This window comes from Halomicroarcula saliterrae (assembly GCF_031624395.1).
Taxonomy (GTDB): Archaea; Halobacteriota; Halobacteria; order Halobacteriales; family Haloarculaceae; genus Haloarcula; species Haloarcula saliterrae.
The window spans coordinates 78638-95402 of sequence record NZ_JAMQON010000009.1 but is presented as its reverse complement, the minus strand read 5'-3'; the positions used below and the strand labels follow the sequence as shown (position 1 = coordinate 95402).

20 protein-coding genes are annotated in these 16765 nt (G+C 59.9%); 8 read left to right on the top strand and 12 right to left on the bottom strand.

Translation table 11 applies throughout. From position 1 onward, the window contains the following. The coding region (locus NDI56_RS21400; protein ID WP_310921785.1) for a heavy metal translocating P-type ATPase at positions 1-1106 on the top strand (1106 nt) is incomplete at its 5' end. 231 nt (positions 1107-1337) lie between these two features. On the opposite strand, the gene NDI56_RS21395 is transcribed toward NDI56_RS21400, so the two are convergent. The 4 genes from NDI56_RS21395 to NDI56_RS21380 all read right to left on the bottom strand — a co-directional run bounded on the left by NDI56_RS21395 (position 1338) and on the right by NDI56_RS21380 (position 5238). Beyond that, positions 1338-1805, bottom strand: coding sequence for a hypothetical protein (locus NDI56_RS21395; RefSeq protein ID WP_310921784.1), 468 nt, complete (start codon positions 1803-1805; stop codon positions 1338-1340). Continuing rightward, complete coding sequence (locus NDI56_RS21390) at positions 1802-3022, bottom strand: cell wall-binding repeat-containing protein (RefSeq protein WP_310921783.1); 1221 nt, start codon at positions 3020-3022, stop codon at positions 1802-1804. The genes NDI56_RS21395 and NDI56_RS21390 overlap by 4 nt, the downstream gene beginning before the upstream one ends. Beyond that, the gene (locus NDI56_RS21385) at positions 3019-4809 is read right to left on the bottom strand and encodes a DUF4396 domain-containing protein (RefSeq protein WP_310921782.1); all 1791 of its coding nucleotides are present in this window, start codon (positions 4807-4809) and stop codon (positions 3019-3021) included. The genes NDI56_RS21390 and NDI56_RS21385 overlap by 4 nt, the downstream gene beginning before the upstream one ends. Positions 4810-4875: 66 nt before the next feature. Continuing rightward, positions 4876-5238 (bottom strand): four-helix bundle copper-binding protein, encoded by a 363-nt coding sequence (locus tag NDI56_RS21380; RefSeq protein WP_310921781.1) that lies wholly within the window; start codon positions 5236-5238, stop codon positions 4876-4878. 162 nt (positions 5239-5400) lie between these two features. Between NDI56_RS21380 and NDI56_RS21375 the strand changes: the two genes are divergently transcribed. Further along, positions 5401-6000: a winged helix-turn-helix transcriptional regulator gene (locus NDI56_RS21375; protein ID WP_310921780.1), complete on the top strand. Its 600-nt coding sequence runs from the start codon at positions 5401-5403 to the stop codon at positions 5998-6000. Positions 6001-6006: 6 nt separating this feature from the next. On the opposite strand, the gene NDI56_RS21370 is transcribed toward NDI56_RS21375, so the two are convergent. Further along, complete coding sequence (locus NDI56_RS21370) at positions 6007-6327, bottom strand: hypothetical protein (RefSeq protein ID WP_310921779.1); 321 nt, start codon at positions 6325-6327, stop codon at positions 6007-6009. A 324-nt stretch (positions 6328-6651) separates the two neighbouring features. Between NDI56_RS21370 and NDI56_RS21365 the strand changes: the two genes are divergently transcribed. From NDI56_RS21365 to NDI56_RS21355, 3 genes are read left to right on the top strand one after another with little or no spacing between them, the layout of a single operon-like run. Then, positions 6652-6939 carry a hypothetical protein gene (locus tag NDI56_RS21365; RefSeq protein ID WP_310921778.1) on the top strand — a complete coding sequence of 96 codons (288 nt, stop codon included), beginning with the start codon at positions 6652-6654 and terminating at the stop codon, positions 6937-6939. A gap of 52 nt (positions 6940-6991) precedes the next feature. Continuing rightward, positions 6992-7981, top strand: coding sequence for an ion channel (locus tag NDI56_RS21360; RefSeq protein WP_310921777.1), 990 nt, complete (start codon positions 6992-6994; stop codon positions 7979-7981). A gap of 24 nt (positions 7982-8005) precedes the next feature. After that, the gene (locus NDI56_RS21355) at positions 8006-8353 is read left to right on the top strand and encodes an SPW repeat domain-containing protein (protein WP_310921776.1); all 348 of its coding nucleotides are present in this window, start codon (positions 8006-8008) and stop codon (positions 8351-8353) included. Positions 8354-8648: 295 nt separating this feature from the next. Here the strand turns inward: NDI56_RS21355 and NDI56_RS21350 are convergent, their stop codons facing one another. The 4 genes from NDI56_RS21350 to NDI56_RS21335 all read right to left on the bottom strand — a co-directional run bounded on the left by NDI56_RS21350 (position 8649) and on the right by NDI56_RS21335 (position 10303). Then, positions 8649-9017: an SHOCT domain-containing protein gene (locus tag NDI56_RS21350; RefSeq protein ID WP_310921775.1), complete on the bottom strand. Its 369-nt coding sequence runs from the start codon at positions 9015-9017 to the stop codon at positions 8649-8651. Positions 9018-9021: 4 nt separating this feature from the next. Further along, positions 9022-9423 carry a DUF302 domain-containing protein gene (locus NDI56_RS21345; RefSeq protein WP_310921774.1) on the bottom strand — a complete coding sequence of 134 codons (402 nt, stop codon included), beginning with the start codon at positions 9421-9423 and terminating at the stop codon, positions 9022-9024. 91 nt (positions 9424-9514) lie between these two features. After that, the gene (locus NDI56_RS21340) at positions 9515-9883 is read right to left on the bottom strand and encodes an SHOCT domain-containing protein (protein WP_310921773.1); all 369 of its coding nucleotides are present in this window, start codon (positions 9881-9883) and stop codon (positions 9515-9517) included. A 57-nt stretch (positions 9884-9940) separates the two neighbouring features. Next, positions 9941-10303, bottom strand: a complete 363-nt coding sequence (locus NDI56_RS21335) for a hypothetical protein (protein ID WP_220589981.1) — start codon at positions 10301-10303, stop codon at positions 9941-9943. A 316-nt stretch (positions 10304-10619) separates the two neighbouring features. Between NDI56_RS21335 and NDI56_RS21330 the strand changes: the two genes are divergently transcribed. Beyond that, on the top strand, positions 10620-10841 hold the full coding sequence (locus NDI56_RS21330) for a hypothetical protein (RefSeq protein ID WP_220589980.1): 222 nt from the start codon (positions 10620-10622) through the stop codon (positions 10839-10841). Between the two features lie 867 nt (positions 10842-11708). Here NDI56_RS21330 and NDI56_RS21325 read toward each other — a convergent pair. The 3 genes from NDI56_RS21325 to NDI56_RS21315 form a co-directional block, all read right to left on the bottom strand. Then, positions 11709-12302, bottom strand: a complete 594-nt coding sequence (locus NDI56_RS21325) for a helix-turn-helix transcriptional regulator (protein WP_417936057.1) — start codon at positions 12300-12302, stop codon at positions 11709-11711. Positions 12303-12375: 73 nt separating this feature from the next. Beyond that, positions 12376-13806, bottom strand: coding sequence for an amidohydrolase family protein (locus NDI56_RS21320; protein ID WP_310921772.1), 1431 nt, complete (start codon positions 13804-13806; stop codon positions 12376-12378). Between the two features lie 128 nt (positions 13807-13934). Next, complete coding sequence (locus NDI56_RS21315) at positions 13935-15335, bottom strand: permease (RefSeq protein ID WP_220589977.1); 1401 nt, start codon at positions 15333-15335, stop codon at positions 13935-13937. Positions 15336-15537: 202 nt separating this feature from the next. On the opposite strand from NDI56_RS21315, the gene NDI56_RS21310 reads away from it, so the two are divergent. Both NDI56_RS21310 and NDI56_RS21305 read left to right on the top strand, forming a co-directional pair. Continuing rightward, positions 15538-16305, top strand: a complete 768-nt coding sequence (locus NDI56_RS21310; protein WP_220589976.1) for a FixH family protein — start codon at positions 15538-15540, stop codon at positions 16303-16305. 190 nt (positions 16306-16495) lie between these two features. Continuing rightward, a complete protein-coding gene (locus NDI56_RS21305; protein WP_220589975.1) occupies positions 16496-16693 on the top strand; it encodes a heavy-metal-associated domain-containing protein in 198 nt (65 codons plus the stop codon). Positions 16694-16765: the final 72 nt, after the last annotated feature.

Below are 16765 nucleotides of genomic sequence, written 5' to 3'. Positions count from 1 at the left end.
TGTCGGGCATCACCAGTGCCGCAAAGAACGGCGTCCTGATCAAGGGCGGCAACTACCTCGAGGCGATGGGCGAAGTCGACGCCGTCGCGCTCGACAAGACGGGGACGCTCACGAAGGGCGAACTCGCGGTCACCGACATCGTCCCGGTCGGCGACACCACGGAGGATGATCTGCTCCGTCGCGCCGCCGGACTGGAGCGGCGGAGCGAGCATCCCATCGCTACAGCGATTCTTTCCCGCGCCGACGAGGCGGGCGTGGGCGACCTGCCCGACCCGACCGGCTTCGAGAGCCTCACCGGAAAGGGCATCCGCGGGGAAATCGATGGCGAAACGTACTATGCGGGCAAGCCCGCGCTCTTCGAGGAGCTGGGCTTCGATCTCTCTCGGGCACGCCGTGAGACGGATGGCGGCGCCATGGCGGAAGACGCGGGTGAGTCCGACGATGGGGTGTTCACCGAGGACGCGCTCGCCGCACTGGAGCGAGAGGGCAAGACGGTCGTCCTCGTCGGGACAGAATCGGAGTTGTTGGGTGCCATCGCCATCGCCGACGAGGTACGCCCGGCCTCGAAGCGAGCCGTCCAGCGCCTGCAGGAGCTTGGTGTCGAGCGCGTCGTGATGCTGACCGGCGACAACGAGGGCACCGCGCGGGCAATCGCCGAGGAGGTCGGCGTTGACGAGTACCGTGCCGAACTCCTGCCGGAGGAGAAGGTCGACGCTGTCGAGGAGTTGCAGGCGGAGTACGGCGAGGTGGCGATGGTCGGCGACGGTATCAACGATGCGCCCGCGCTCGCCACCGCGGAAGTCGGCATCGCGATGGGCGCAGCTGGCACTGACACCGCGCTCGAGACCGCCGACATCGCGCTGATGGGCGACGACATCGGCAAGCTGCCGTACCTCTACGAACTGTCGCACACGGCCAACGGCGTCATTCGGCAGAATATCTGGGGGAGTCTTGGCGTGAAGTTCCTGCTCGCACTGGGCGTCCCTCTGGGGCTAGTGAGCGTCGCGCTTGCAGTCGTGGTCGGCGACATGGGGATGAGTCTCGGCGTCACCGGGAACGCGATGCGGTTGTCGGGAATCGAGCCCGATCGATTCTCTGACACCTGAGGTCCTCCTTCATGCTTCAAATTTACTGTACTGTCGGAACTGTTCGCGGAGGCTGCCTTCCTCAACCGGAGGTTCCAGCTTCACCGGACACACTCCACCACGAGATCAACCTATACGCAGTCCAAATGCTCGGTCTCCTCGACGATCACGACTACGACCTCTCTAGATACCCAAAGCAGAAAGCCAGCCGACCAGCGGACCAGCCGCCGACACGAACGCTACGATGACTCACTACCCACCATGTCGGGCGACCGCATCGTCGACCACCGTGGGGTCATGCATCCGCAGTCGGTCTTCGACCTCGTCCACCTCTGCGTCCGAGACTCGTACTGCAACACGAGGGCCTTCGGCTTCCGGAACGTCTTTGGACAATCCCCAGACACCGCCGATGAAGCCACCGATGGCAATGCCGATGGTGAACCCGAAGGTAACGAGCGCAAGCCGCCCAGCTGACAGTATCGGACTGAGACGCGGGAACCAAATCATATCCATGGCCATCGCTAACAGGAGTATCGCACCGAGAACGCCGCCGACGAGACCGCCCCACAGCAGGCCACGTGCTTCCGGTGGCCGAGCCGAAGGATCGAAGAACGGATTCTCGATATCCGGGCGTTCCGGATCGTAGCCGTCCTTACGGAGGTCTTCTTCTGCTTCCGTTGCATCGGCTGGGTCGTCGTAGCGTGCGATAACTCGTCTCATGACGGCCCACCTCCCTCCAGAATGCCGTGAACCTGAGCCTGGACGCCCCGGCTAATCGTCTCTGGTGGCCCGGCGATCCAGCCGTGGTTGTACTTGCGGTCGTACGGCGCCGCGTCGGTCGGCTCGAAGAACTTCCGCAGGTAGTTCTCGACGGGCGTGGGGAGTTCGTCCTGCCTGACGGCGAGCATCGGCCCGTGTTTGCCGCGGTGGCTCTCGACGCTGGCTGGGATGGCTGTCTGCCAGTCGTTCGGGTTCGAGAAGATGAAGTTATGTCCGGGCTCAGCCAGCCCCCATCCGATGTTCCGGGACCACTCGCCGAACCACCAGCCCTGGTTCCGGCCGAGGTCTTTGAACCCGGCCCACGCGGCACTCACGCTATAGGGGTCGCCGGCGTCGGGAATCCGTGTGACGTGCCCGTACGCGCTGAGGTTCCGGGCTACCTCGGGGCTGATTGCCGCCTCGTCGCCGACGAGGTACATGTAGGCGTAGTCGTATCGGGCTTCGAGCTGCTCGGCCGTCTCCTCGGGAATCGAATCGGCTTCGACCCAGAGGAAGCCGTCGCCGCCATGGGCGTTCCAGGACTGGATTGGGATGGAGCGGTCCGGGGCGTCCAGGCTCCCGATAATCACTTCGTCCTCGTGGTTGCCGTGCATCGAGCTGACGTACTGGTCGAGGTTCGCGGCGACGCGAACCGGATTGGTACCGGGAATGCGACGGACGTCCATCCCCATCGCTTCGACTTCCTGCCTGACCGCGTCGCTGATGTAGCGTTCGCTCCCAATGAGATACACCTGGACGTTGCCGTCCATCCCGACCCCCTCCGGATGCGCCCGCTCGATTTCGTCGCGGGTGGCCTGCGGCAGTTCGTCTTGCCGTGTCAGCAGCACGGCGCCGTCGATAGGATGGTGGATGAGGCCGACACCCGGGAGCGCCGCCTCGAGTACGCTATCGTTGACGAGGATGAGCGCGCCGGGGTAGGTCGGTTCGTTGATGGCCGTATAGACGCTCTGGCTGTAGGCAGCCGCCGTCTCGTACATGTTTTCGCCGGCCAACCGCGTCGTCATCGTCGTGGCCGTCCACTCGTCGAAATCTGCTGTCTCGGGGCCAGTCTGCTGCCCACCGTCTTCACTCTGGGCCATTGCGATGCCACCGAGACCGGCCGCGGCCGGAATCGTTGCCAGGTCTCGCAGGAGCTGTCGTCTGCTTTTATCGGTCATAGTGCACCTCCGGGTTTGACGTTCTTGCGGACGAGCAGGCCGTTGACCGGCCAGGCGATGAGAAAGCCAATGAGCGTCGAGAACACCATCACACCGAACCACAGGATGTTGTCGTCGCCGGGCATCATCGGGAGATTGAGCATCATCAGGAAGTACATCATCGTCATCATTCCAACTGAGACGCTCGTCATGCTCACTCCGACGGCCAGCAGGCCGCGCCGAGTCGCCGCGTGTCGGTCGAGGTCGAGTGACTCCTCGAACATCGGGATGTGGAAGATGAGCCACGAGACGAGGAATGCGACGACGTAGACGATAGCCATCATGAGCACCATCGAACTGCCGAGCATGAACACCGGGCTCTCGAACACCACCAGCGGCATCCCGAAGTAGGTGAGGCCGAACGCGACTGCTATCATCGTGCTCGCGGCGAAGGCGATACCCATCGCTGTGGCAGAGGCGGCCCGTAGCCAGTACGGTCTGACGACGCGCTGGTGGCCGTCGCGTTCGACCACCTCACGGCCACGGTAGGCGAGCCAGTAGAATCCCAGGCCAATGGGGCCGAGCAGCAGTGTGAACATCGGCCACACGAGTTTGGTCCAGTCGCTCGTCTCGGGAATCCGACGGCGGATGTGTGCGTAGACGAACGACGCCCCCAGCAAACTGAATGCTGCCCACGACGCCGAGAGCGCGTCGAGTGGGCTCATGCCGGGTCCCTGGAGCCGGTAGGGGGTAATCTCGACGGCGTAGTCACTCCGGGCCTGTGACACCCAAGACACCACCTCTAGGGGTCCCAGAACGAAGACGTGGTTAAACGGGCCCTCAGCGGGCGTGGAGAACCAGCTTGACTGGATTCGCCAGAGGTAGTTCTCCGTGACAGCGGGAAGTGTCCCGTCGTCGTGGGCCAGGAGTATCGGACCGGCCTTCCCCCACTGAAGGTTCGTGCTGGCGACGGCGTGGGCGGGCTGGTCAGGATTGACCAGCATCGTGTTGTAGTACCCGACCTTGTCGCGTTCGTCGATACCCCAGCCGAAGTCCCGGGACTCGTCGCGGAACTTCGCGATCTCGACAGCGTGGTCCTGTGGCGTCGACCCGCTGACGCGTGTCCACTCGACGTCCAGTTCATTGAGCGCGTTCTGACTCACGAGATCAGGCGGCGCGAGGACGTATGCGTGTGAGGCGTTCAGATCGTCGATGGCCCGTTGCGTGGCGTTCGGGACACCGTTCTCGTTGGCGTAAAGAATCGGGTCACCGCTGTAGGCGCTCCACGCGGCGGCCGGAAGCGCCCACTGGGGCGACTCGTTGCTAACGATGATGACGTTGTTCGGGCTCACGTCGTCGCTATCGTTCCCTCGTGTCGCGATTTGCGCGGCGGTCTGTGCCGGATTGCCCCCAGACAGCTGTACTGTCGACGCATTTCGTGTTGCAGTAGTTCCGTTCCCGTCGCCCGGGACCGGTGCGTCGCTATAGAGGACAATGGCGTCGGAGGCCGCTCGTAACCTAGAGGCTGCGAGCGCTGTCTGCCAGTCGTCCTCGGGAACACGAACGACGGTATCGTACGAGGCGTTCGCGCCCGGTGGTCTCGCGGCCTGGGCAGTGTACGCACTCAGCTGTGCGGGGTTATCCGCCGGAAACCGAGTGGTGTCTTTCGTCTGCATCGTCGCGTAAGTCCCGTCGGGCGTCTGGCCGTAGTCGAACAGCGTCAGCGCGACGACGTAGAGTGGCTGTGCGGCGACGATGACCACGACGAGCGCAGCGACGACGGTGGCCAGCGTTTTCCATGCGTCCATTGGTCTGTGTCAAAAGAGACGGTTGGTTTGTGGTCGGTCCTGACTCATCTCATGGCCACTGGTGTTCTAACTACCCGACGCCATGTTTCGACAGGACTCCGCGCACTCTCGGAGTACGTCGGCACAGACCTGACAGTGCTCGGCGTCGTGGCGCTCACATTCCTCGGCGCACTCCTCGGCCAGCCCCGCGTTGAGCTGGGCGAGCTGGGTATCGTAGTTCGAATTTCGCACCATGAACCGAGCGTGCGTGGAGGCGATGTCGGCGACGTCCCGACAGAGTCGGAGACAGCGCGCCATCTCTTCGCCCTCGCCCACACACTCGTCGGCACACCACTCACAGACCTCGGTGGCTTCGAAGCAGTTTTCGAGACACTCACGCTCCTCGTCGTCCAGGTGGCCGATCTTCCCGGCCGTCTCTGCGAGAGACATACACAGATAGTGGGGTGTGAAATTTTTGTCATTTTGCACTTCGAAGGTGTGGCTCTGAGGCGGCCAAGTTTCCCCACTCGGTGGTCTTGCTTATAAGCCAGTCTAGAGAAGCTTGCTCCTGCCGGTCACAGATTAGAGTGGTTCGAAAACGGATATCCGGCAATGAGTGAACTAGACGACACGGATGTGCGGATACTGCGACTGCTCCTCGATGATGCCCGGCAGTCGTACACGGAGATCGGCGAGAAAGTTGGCCTCTCGGCACCGACAGTGTCGAACCGCGTCAGCAGACTGGAAGAACTCGGCGTCATCCAGGGATTTACGCTGAATATCGACCGCTCGATGCTCCGGGTCGGCGATGCAGTGCTCATCGAGATACAAACCGAGCCCGGAGAGGCTGACGCTCTCGTGGCCTCGCTCACCGCCATCGACGCGGTCGAATACGTGGTGCAGTCCTTCGAGCCACGCGTGACGGTCCACGCGTTCATGAACGACCGAGAACTCGAAGAGCTGGTCACCGAGACACTCACCCAAGAGAGTGTCGAGAGCTACGAGATTCGGAAAGTGTCGCATTCAGTGTGGAATCCGGGAATCGACCACGCCGACCTCGCAATCGAGTGTGTCCAGTGTGGCAAGCCCATCAGAGGCGACGGTGTCTCGGTGACAGTGGAGACACGCCGGTACTACCTCTGCTGTACATCGTGTGAGTCCGCGTTCAAAGAGGAGTACGAGACGCTCCAGACAGCTGCCAACGACGGGTGAGCGGCCTCAGTCCGTCGACGCGATTTCAGTAACGTCCGTGGTTTCCATCGCTCCGTCGCGGTGTTCACGCTCTACATGGAGTCGAATCCCCTCAGCTGTGTCCGAGGCTTCGACGACGTCGACAACATGCGGTGTTGCGTCCGGGTCGAGAACTGTAAGGCTGTCACCGTCGGTGACGATACCATAGCCGCTCTCGACACAGTGACCCATGAGCGCGCAGTCTCGGGTGTGGACACGGGCTTTCTGCAGGAGTTCGTCACGCGCGTTCTTCCTGATACAGCCGACGTCCATTACGTAGCCTTCGACCGTCTCTGTCTCGTTGGTCATGCCAACAGACCGTTAGTGCCTCCGACAGAAGCGACTTGATACGGATGCTGTGCGGATTGGTTACCGGCTATTGTCGTTGGACAGTTGCTACTAGCTGATATCCTCGGAGTGCTCAGCTATGGTAATTCCACTCAAGTTACACTTTTTGCGCTGGCAGTTCAAGTCGATATCGTCGACGAAGACGACCCTAGCGGTATCCACACGCTGGACTGTGTCACAGACGTAATCCGTTCAGCCGTCTCCGGCTAGGTCCCGAACGGATATTCAGCGTAACCAAACCGCGGCACTCACGCCGTTCTCACCCGCGTGCACCTCAACAAAACCATGAGCTCACGAACCCCAACCGAGTACGTCGAGAAGGCGACTGATTCATCTGCAAGCGAAGCGGACCGCAAAGAGGCAATTCACGCCCTCAAGACTGCCAATGAATGCGATGAACTAGCTGCGCTCGTCCGAAACCACGATATCGAGGCGCAGTTCCGCGAGGAAGCTCTCGAAGCCATGGGGACGCCCCAGTGTGACGACACGCTCCAGTTGCTCGTCGGTGAAGAAGTGCTGGATGCCGATATGCAATCCCGGGCTGTCAAAATACTCGATAGCATGCAACAGTGAGACGTCTGCTGGATAGTGCTGGCGTGACTGAGGGTGACGGTGAGAACGTCCGATGAACTACGGCTATCTAGTTCTCGGCTCAGTGTGTCTCCTCCTTGCCGTTGGCGACCTGCTATGGACGACAATATGGGTCGAGGGCGGGGCTGGACCGATGACAAGCCGACTGATGGGCTGGACGTGGGACGGACTCCGAAGTGTCGCCAGCGACCGCCCCCGGTGGTTATCGGTCGCCGGTCCAGTGATCCTCATCGGTAGTCTGGTTGTCTGGATTACGTTGTTGTGGGTCGGCTGGACGTTCCTGTTCGCCGGTGCAGAGAACGCGCTCATCGATACGCGAGATGCAGGACCGATATCGTGGACTGAGCGGCTGTATTTCGTCGGCTATTCGGTGTTCACAATGGGCAACGGTGACTTCACACCACAGGATGGAGTCTGGCAGGTCGTTACGGCGCTCACCACCGCGAGTGGGATGCTCTTCGTAACCCTGAGCGTCACCTACGTGCTCTCGGTACTTGGCGCCGTCACGCAGAAACGGGCACTTGCGACTAGTCTGTCGGGGCTCGGGTCTCGAAGTACCGAAATCCTAGCGACGAGTTGGAACGGCGAGGGATTCCAGGGCCTCGAACTCCCGCTAAACACTATCTCGACGCAGATTAACACGCTTACCTCGAATCACAAGGCGTATCCAATACTCCATTACTTCTACACACCTGACACTGAGCGAGCCCCGGCAACGACCATCACGGTCTTCGACGAGATGCTGACACTCCTCCAGTTCGGTGTCCCGGAACAACACCGACCGAATGCTCTGGCCATTAGACAGGCTCGCTCGAGCGTCAGTACGTATCTCGAGACACTTGATACCGCATTCGTCCAAGCGGCTGATGAATCACCCCCAGTGCCAGCGATTTCCGACGTTCATGAGGGTGGCGTCCCGACAGTCGCTCCCGAGGAATTCCATGACGCGATGAAAACAGTGGATGACCGCCGTCGGCGCCTGTTGGGACTCCTGCAATCTGACGAACGCCAATGGCCCCAATGATACACTGTTGGTGGTTCGTACGGTATGAATAGAGTCTGGTCGCATTACTTCGTAGCTGCTGTCGGAACTTGGGTGATGGCAGCACCGTCTCTAGTCGAACTGACAGTGGAGCTCTTCCGGGCCGATGTCCTTGCTGGCGGCGTTCTCGTCGTTGTCGCGGGATACAGCAGTCGCCGCGCGGTAGAAGGCGAGTCGATGCACGGCGGTGCTCTGGGCGTGAATTTAGCTGCTGGAGTGCTCCTCCTGGCCTTTCCGCTCTATCGAGACATTTCTGGGCTGATATTCTGGAGCGACATTGCGTGCGGAAGTCTCATCATCTTGCTGACGACATACTACCTCTATCACGCTTTCGTGACTGAACAGCAATCATGACGTCTGGCTGAGAGACACGAATGAAGGCGACTCTTGTCTCAAACTACCAGACTCGACACGGTCGTGTTTCACTAGCTTCACTGTGCTAGATTGTGATAGTTTGAAAGGGATATAGCGCGATGACGACCCCGGATGACCGCCACCGGCACCTGTTCGGTCTGTTTCGGTCCGACGAATACCAGTAGCCACAGAGACCAGTTGTTGGTTGCTCCCATGACGGCCTGAGTCAAATTCTGGGCAAGACAACACATTGCCAAAATTCCTGCCACAGTACACACAGAGACTTGCTGGTGGGCTAGTTCGACTTCTGGCGACTAAGTTTCGCACGACGCTCTTCGAATTCCTCTTCGGAGAGGTCACCGCGAGCATATGCCATCCGGAGTTCCCGGAGTGCAGGGTCAGTGGTCCCGGACGAACCAACGCGACCGGCGAAGCCGCGATACAAGAGGTACCCAATGCCACCGAGAACAAGCACCCAGACAAGCATCATCCCGACGCCCCATAGTGGTGAAAGGCCCCCGGCCATCCCCCCGTTCCACCACCAGCCCATCATCCCCATCATCGGCATCGCAAGTACCATCATCAACACCGGCAACAAGACGATGGCTGCGAGGACAAGCAAGACGGCGCGCAGCAGGCCGTCGGATGTGTGGTCGACGGACATGCGATTACCGAGGTCCGTTGCCGACTGTCGATAACACCCGTTCGAATCGGTCGGTAACGTCTGTTGCAATCGAGTTGAGTGCGTCGTTGTCCGCGATGCCGACGAGCTGTTGCGGGTCGACAGCACCCACGGTGACACCGCCATCGTCAGTCTCGTAGACGATGACGTTACACGGGAGGAGTGCGCCCAGGTCGCGCTCCGCAGTCAGCCCTTCATGTGCGAGCGCTGGGGTGCAGGCGCCGAGGATCCGATACTGTCGAAACTCCTCCCCGAGTTTCTCCTCGAACGTGCTCCGAACGTCGATGTCACAGAGGACACCGAACCCCTCGTCTTCGAGCGCGTCGACGGTCCGTTCGACCATTTTGTCGAAGTCACCAGTCGCTGACGTTTCCATCGTGTAGCTCATACGCCATGGTACAATTGTTGTATATTTAACAGTAGTGTCCAGATGAAGTACGCGCGGGAACTGTCCCTCCGCTATCGCTACGAGACCCGTTTCAGAGGGACCGCTCTAACTGTTCCCGCCTCCGCTCAAACTCTTCATCTGAGAGATCACCACGCGCGTAACGTTCGCGGAGGACCACCATCGAGCGCTCGCCGCCTTCGTCGTCTCCCCGACCCCAGACCATCCAGACGAGGTACAGCGTGAGTGCGACCAGCAGCCCCATCCAGAGGAGTCCCCCAAGCCCCATCGCTCCGCCGAGAAGTCCCCAGCTACCCCCCATCGTTGATCCCCCCATCATGCCACCTCCGTAGCCCCCGCCCCTGTGGGCAGCAGCGGTGCCAGTCGTCACGACCAGCCCAAAGGCGACGGATAACGTGAGTCGATAAGCGGTACGTCCAATCTGCGTGGTGTGTTGGGTCATGATTCTGTATTGTCCGGTCACGGTGGTCGGTCGATGTATACGAATTGGGCAGGGTCTTCAGCAGTGGCCCTGTCCGTGCGTTCCGCGGTGGTCGTCAGTCTGGCCCTGTCCAAAGGGCCCGTGGTGGTCGCCAGCGTGGTCCTGTCCGTACGTCCCGCTATGGTCGTCGTCATGGTCTCGGGCCATCTCGCTGACGGTCACACCCATGTGGTTTTCCATCCACTCAACGGCGCCGGGACCCATGTGATCGGTCATGTGGTCTTCCATCCACGTCGGCCAGTCGTCATCGGTTTCGTCATACGGATGCGCGTCATCTGCCGTCGTGTCGTTGCCGTGTGCGCTCCCCAGCCCCGGGGCCAGCGCGAGGCCGACGAGTGCGAGCGCTACGAGCAGCCAGCGGCCGATGGTGAAATTGGTCATTGTCTTTCTCCCCAGGTAGTCGTAGGCCCGCTTTGGAGTTATCACGATGGGTGTGAACTGACACAGGAGAGGGGTCGAGAACGTGTATAGAGCGTTCTAATCGTTTCTCAGAAACAGGACCGTTCATACCACCCGAATTCGACAGTGTGGAGAACTCCGTTGTCTCAGAAGTATCCAGAAGCGTCCATCTAAATGGAAGTCCTCGATCAATCACGGTTCGCGTCCGGTGGCCAAGAGAGTCGATTAGCTAAGTACTGGTGAAGTAGCCGTCATACTCAGAAGAACCATTTTCAGTAACGCGCCACTTCGCAAACGTATGTCAACAACCGTCGAGACACCTGACGCGGACGAAGCATGTGCGTACTGTGGGTCGCGTATCTTCGACCACGAGCCAATCTGTGTCCGAGACTGCACCGATGACTGTGGGTCACCCAACTACTTCTGTAACCACGCCTGCCTATCAGCATATATCGACGACAACAATCTCGTGGCGGGCGATGCGTGTGAGTGGAACCCCGACGAAAGCAACTGCACCTAACTCCGACCATCAAGAGAGATAAGACCTACCCGAGGCATCTGTGTTCGAGAGGCTGTCGTTTCGACGACGGGAGCGGAAGCCATACCAGATGGCTGGCACGCCCAGTGGTAGCGAAAAGACGCCGAATAGGACCGCGAACAGCCAATCCGACTGCCACTCTCGGCGGGACGCAGCCCATGCAATCAGTCCCAGACCAGCCGTACCGAGAGCGAGGTTACTCCAGAGACCAATACCGGTCGCACAGTAGGCCCAACACAAAGCGGTTGCGGCGGGACCCAGCGGCGTCGGCGTGACGTTCGGGACGTAAACAACTCGGCAGTACAGCGACAGCACGAGCATGTACACTGCTGGTATAGCCAAGAGCCACCGGCGACTCGCTGTCATCGAGTCAGCCCACCGGTCGTACGCCCCCAAAAGTGCCAGTGGGAACGTAAACTCGAGAAGCCACATGCCAATCATGTAGCTCGCAACCGAATGGCCCCATCGCGGCTGGGACACGGGCAGCGTTACCGGCAGCCCCCACCCTAGCAGGTCCTGGGTGGGCGATGGGTTCGTCAGGAAGGCCACTACCACCAGTCCGACGGCGACAATCGTCAGTCTCTCGCCGACGGTGGCAATTCGATTCAGCGGTTCCGGGAGTCGATGCGCGTCGAGCGAACGGTTGCCAACGTGCATGTATAAGTCTATACGATACCATATTTTTCCACGATTTCGGCTTCATCCTATAATGGGCTTTGAGAGCCTCTTTCGGAAAATTTCGAGCGATTAAGCCATCAATCCAGTTGGGTATTTTCGAAGCCCAACGTGACGATCTCCGAATGTTATGCGCCAAAACCACTCTGAATATAAATGGTCTGGGGCCGGTCGTCAACTCGTCTGGTCCTGCTCTAAATCATCGCTCGGATAGACACGATACGTTCGTCCCTGCCGCTCGCGGTACAACAGACCACGCTTCTCGAGGGCGCTGACCGTCTGGCTCACCTTGCTCTTCGAAAAGTCCGAGCGGTCTCGTAATTCGATTTGCGTGAGGCCGGGTGAGGACAGCACCGGTTCGAGGAGTCGGCGCTCGTCTTCTGGCAGGAGATCTAACACACGGGCCTGTGGTTGCGATTCCGGAGTAGTCTCTCCAGCTGGTTGTTCCGCCGGTGACGCAGTACTCTCAGGACCATCCGCATTCGCTGCTGGGGCCTGCGAACGGGTCTCTACATCTGGGCTAGTGAACTCGTCTCGAACCAAGAGATACCCGCCACCCACGACAGCGGAGACGAAGAGCGTCCCGAAGACGTACCAGAGTGGACTCGTTCCGTGCGCAGCGCCCATCGACGACCCCATCCCCATCATCGACCCCATCTGTTCGAACGCTTGCTGTCGCTGGTATGCTTGCCAGCTGAGCACTCCGCCAAAGAGAAAGATAGCCGCGACGAGGAGGCCGGCAGCCGTATCTGCACGCCGGCGATTCATCCCTCACACCTCACTCTGGTGTGTCCCGTGATCATATGTAATCGTCAGTGAGACGGCGGTGTACCAGTTTTGATTACCATTCAAACGTGTCGCGTACTGACTGAAGCGCAAGCCGCGACAACAGCCGTGTCGGTCCTCGCTTCGGGAGGTCTCGAACAGTATCAATCGTCCCCGGCGGTTCAGCACCGCCAACGTCCAGCTCCCATCCAGTCTCGTCTGCGAAGCGGTCGACAGCCTGCTCCGCCTGCCGTCGCACCTCGTCGACGTTCATCGTTACCGGGTTTCTGTCTCGCACGACCACGTAGCCGTCGACGATGACCGTCTCTACGTCGGCTGGACCAGCGTTGTTCACGATGTGAGCGGGGATGTTGGTCAGGGGCGTGAACTTCGGCTTCTCTATATTCAAGAGAATCAAGTCGGCACGTTTGCCCGGTTCGACACTCCCGATTTCGTCGCCTATCCCCAGGGCCCGTGCTCCCTCGACGGTGAGCATTCGGACGAGCTCCATCGAGGTGTACTGTCCGGCCGTCCGCTTGAGATTGGCAGCGAGGCGGGCCTGTCGGGCTTCGCCGAACAGGCTGTACGAATCGTGCCAGTAGTGGTCGTCGATTCCCAGCCCGACATCGACGCCTGCCGACCGTAACTCGGGTACCGGCGTCCACTGCATCTCAGCGTCGGGGTTCCAGTAGGCGAAGACAGAGGGACAGTGCGCGACGGACGCTTCCGAGGCTGCAGTTCGCTCGATATCGTCCTCGTCGGCGAGACGGAAATGCGCAGCAAGGAGGCGGTCGTCTAGGAGGCCGACATCGTCGAGCAGGTCGAGCGAGTCGGCGGCGCCGTTGGCTCGTGCCATCGTGTTACTCTCTTCGAGTTCGAGCAGATGCGTATGCACGAGCAAATCGGGGTATTCTGTAGCGAGGGCCGCTGTGCGCTCCCATAGCTCGCGTGTACACGACCAGTCGTCGTGTGGGCAAATCGTCGCTTGAATACGCCCGCCGTAGGTATCGTGATACGCCTCGATGAACTGGCGAGCGCGGTCGAACTGTTCATCGACCGGTTCATCCCAGAAGAGGTCCGTAATCACCGGACCGAACAAGCCACGCAGCCCTGCTTCGCCGAACGCCTCGGCACCTGCGCCGGGCTGGACGTCCATCGAGTTGACCGTCGTAACGCCGCCAAGCGCAAAGTTCAGTGCGGCCAGTTCGTATCCGGCCTCCACCAGATAGTCGAACTCGTCATCGGCGAGACGACCGAAGATAGCAGTCATGCTGCCCATCATCTCCAGCAACCCGAGGTCGCTGAACGCACCTATCAGCGGAGTGAATTCGAGATGTGTGTGTGCGTTGATGAGCCCCGGCATCACGAGCTTCCCATCGCCGTCGATGGACTTCCGAACCTCTGTGATACGTCCGTCGTCGACGACGACCGTCCCACGCTCGTAGAGCCGGTTGCGTTCGTCGACAGTCAAGACGAGTGCATCGTGGATGACCAGGTCAACGGACACTGTTAGTCACCTCCGAAGTGGATTTGCTGGGACATAGTGTGGCTGTCGCTACTGCCGAGATGCAGTAGTCTGACAGGTGTACCGATACGGGCTGCCGCCTCTCGTCGACGCGGTGTGACGGGATTCGGTCAATGGTCATGGCTGTCGGCCCCACCTCCTTCAGAAACGTGTGGGTGTTGGTCTGAGAACTCTGTCGGGTGCTCGTCGAAGGACTGCTTGCAGCGCTCCGAACAAAAGTAGTACGTCTCCCCGTCGTGGGAGAGACTCGGCCCGCTGTCGTCGGTTCGCATCCCACAAACGGGGTCACGATACTGACCGGGCGCGCCGAGACCTCGACGGTAGACATACAGGAGGAACCCAGAAAGCGCGAAAGCGATGACGTTGAGGTAGAACGTGTAGTTGAGTTCGAAGTACGTCTGTTCGGTCGCTGTCTCTCCGCCCGCGAGGTCTGGGACGATACCGAGCGCGTTGAACAGTTCTTCCATGAGAAAGCCCGTGAAGGCCATCGTCACGAAGAACACACCGAGGATGTACAGCATCACCTTCCAACCGTAGTACTTCCGGTAGACGTTCAGGACGGGAATCGTGATGAGGTCGGCGTAGACGAACGCGATGACGCCAGCGAAGCTAATACCCCCGCCCCAGAGGGCAACGGCGAATGGGACGTTGCCCATGCTTCCGACGAAGCTGACGACGGCGATGGCGACCCCCATGATTGCATTCTCGGCGCTGACAAGCACACCCTCGCCCTGGAGGAACAGCGTGTTCCACACTGATTGTGGGACGAACACGATGACGAACCCCGAGATGAGAAAGCCGGCCACGACGTCCTTCCAGATCATTGACCACTCCTTTCGGTACTGATTGCCGACCTTGTACCAGCCGCCCCACGACAGGAGTTCCTCACGCCACCCACCACTACTGGCGGCTTCCTGCTCGTAGGTCTCCATACAGCCTTCCGAGCAGAACTTCAGCATCTCGCCGCCATCGGTCACCAGCGAGTACTCGTCTTTGCCTTCCATCCCGCAGGTCGGGTCCTCTGTAATCCCGTGCTCGTGGTCGCGGTCGTTGAGCGCCTGTCTGACCTCGTCGAAGAGATTCTCCGGGAGGGTCAAATGGACGAGGACCGCCATCACCGCGATGAGAATGACACCACCGAGCAGTTCCGCGACGAGGAACTCCCAGCCCAGGAGTATGAGAATCATGAGCCCCAGCTCGACGATTAGGTTCGTCGAGGCGAACATGAAGGCGAGGACGTTCACCGCGTGTGCCCCCTTCTTGAACAGCCCTTTCCCGATAGCAATCGCACCGAAGCTACACCCGCTACTTGCAGCGCCAAACAACGTCGCTTTCGTGACGCCACCCACAGTCTCCTCGCCCAGTACTCTTGCCATGCGTTCCTTCGAGACGTAGACCTGCACGAGACTCGTGATGACGAGGCCCATGATGATTGCCCATGCTGCTGTCCAAAGGAATCCGAATCCGATCCGTAAGGATTCGAAAATCCCGTCGACGATGGCAGCTTGCATATGTAGACCAACACAGCCATCTGTTTTGTCAATTGTTCTTAAGATTGTTAGCTCTGAACCCGACGAAAGTTTGTGTTCGGAAGCAAGATACGCCGGCTACAATGACTGTCTGTGTGAGACAGGCGTTCTAGCTCATCGTTCGCTGCGTGGCCACACCTCAATCAGGGCAATCTGTTAACCTATGACAGGCCCTCTCTCTGCTATGGAGAATCACTCCGAACACGGGCGCCACGGCTCTCCAGAGGGATACGGTCCCGGCGGACACGCGACGCTGGGCGGGCTATCGGTGGACGCAAACGGCCTTCGCTTCGTCCCGGCGGAGACACGCTTTACACCAAGTGACTCACTGGACTGGAGCTTCCAGATTGTCTCGCAAAACGGCGATGTCGTGACAGACTTCGAGGAAGCTCACGGACAGCGCGGGCACCTCATTGTCGTCCGTCGAGACCTCACTCGCTTCCAGCATCTCCATCCAACCCTCGGAAACGATGGGACGTGGCGTGTCGAGGCGCTCACCCTTCCTGACCCGGGCGTCTATCGAGCGTTCATCGACATAGTGGTGGACGGTCATCCGATGACACTTGGAGTCGACCTCTTTGCTTCAGGTGAGATGGCGGTCGCACCAAGGCCCAATACAGCACGACATGCGACAGCAGCGGGATACGATATTGAACTCCAGACAGGTGGGATTCTCGCTGGAGAGGCGTCTGAGTTGGTATTCGAAATCAGAGATGACGGCGAACCCGTGTCTCGACTGGACCCGTATCTGGGCGCACTCGGCCATCTTGTTGCACTCCGCGAAGGCGACCTCGCATACCTGCACGTCCATCCCGAGGAGACGAGTCCCGACAGTGGACAGGTCGAATTCGGTGCGCGGTTTCCGACGGCCGGGAGATATCGGCTGTTCCTCCAGTCGAAACCGGATGGCACGCTCATCACGACCCAACACGACATCCGGGTCGAACAGTGATGCGACCATGCCCGACCTGATTACCGGCGTCTCCCGCGGTGGGTCATCGGAGCCGTTTGCTCGGCGCCGCCCGATGTAATCTCCAAGCTTCAGAGGACACACTCCGCTTCGATTCCAAAGCCATTTGTCTCAACTACTTTCGGTAAAAAAGGACAATCCGAATAAAAGAGCGAGGCGTAGTTAGTACTGTATGTCCACCACTATCACCGTCGAAGGGATGACCTGCGGACACTGTGAACAGACAGTCGAAGACGCGTTAGCGGATGTCTCCGGCGTCACCGGTGCCACCGCCGATCGAGATGCTGAACAGGCCACTGTCGAGGGTGACACAGAGGTATCGAGCCTCGTGGAGGCTGTCGAAGACGCGGGATATACTGCACACGCTTGAACTCACGGCGTGCTGACGGCTGCTACTGTGGTTCTTATTCGAGTCCTCCCGCCGGCCGTACGCGATAGTGTT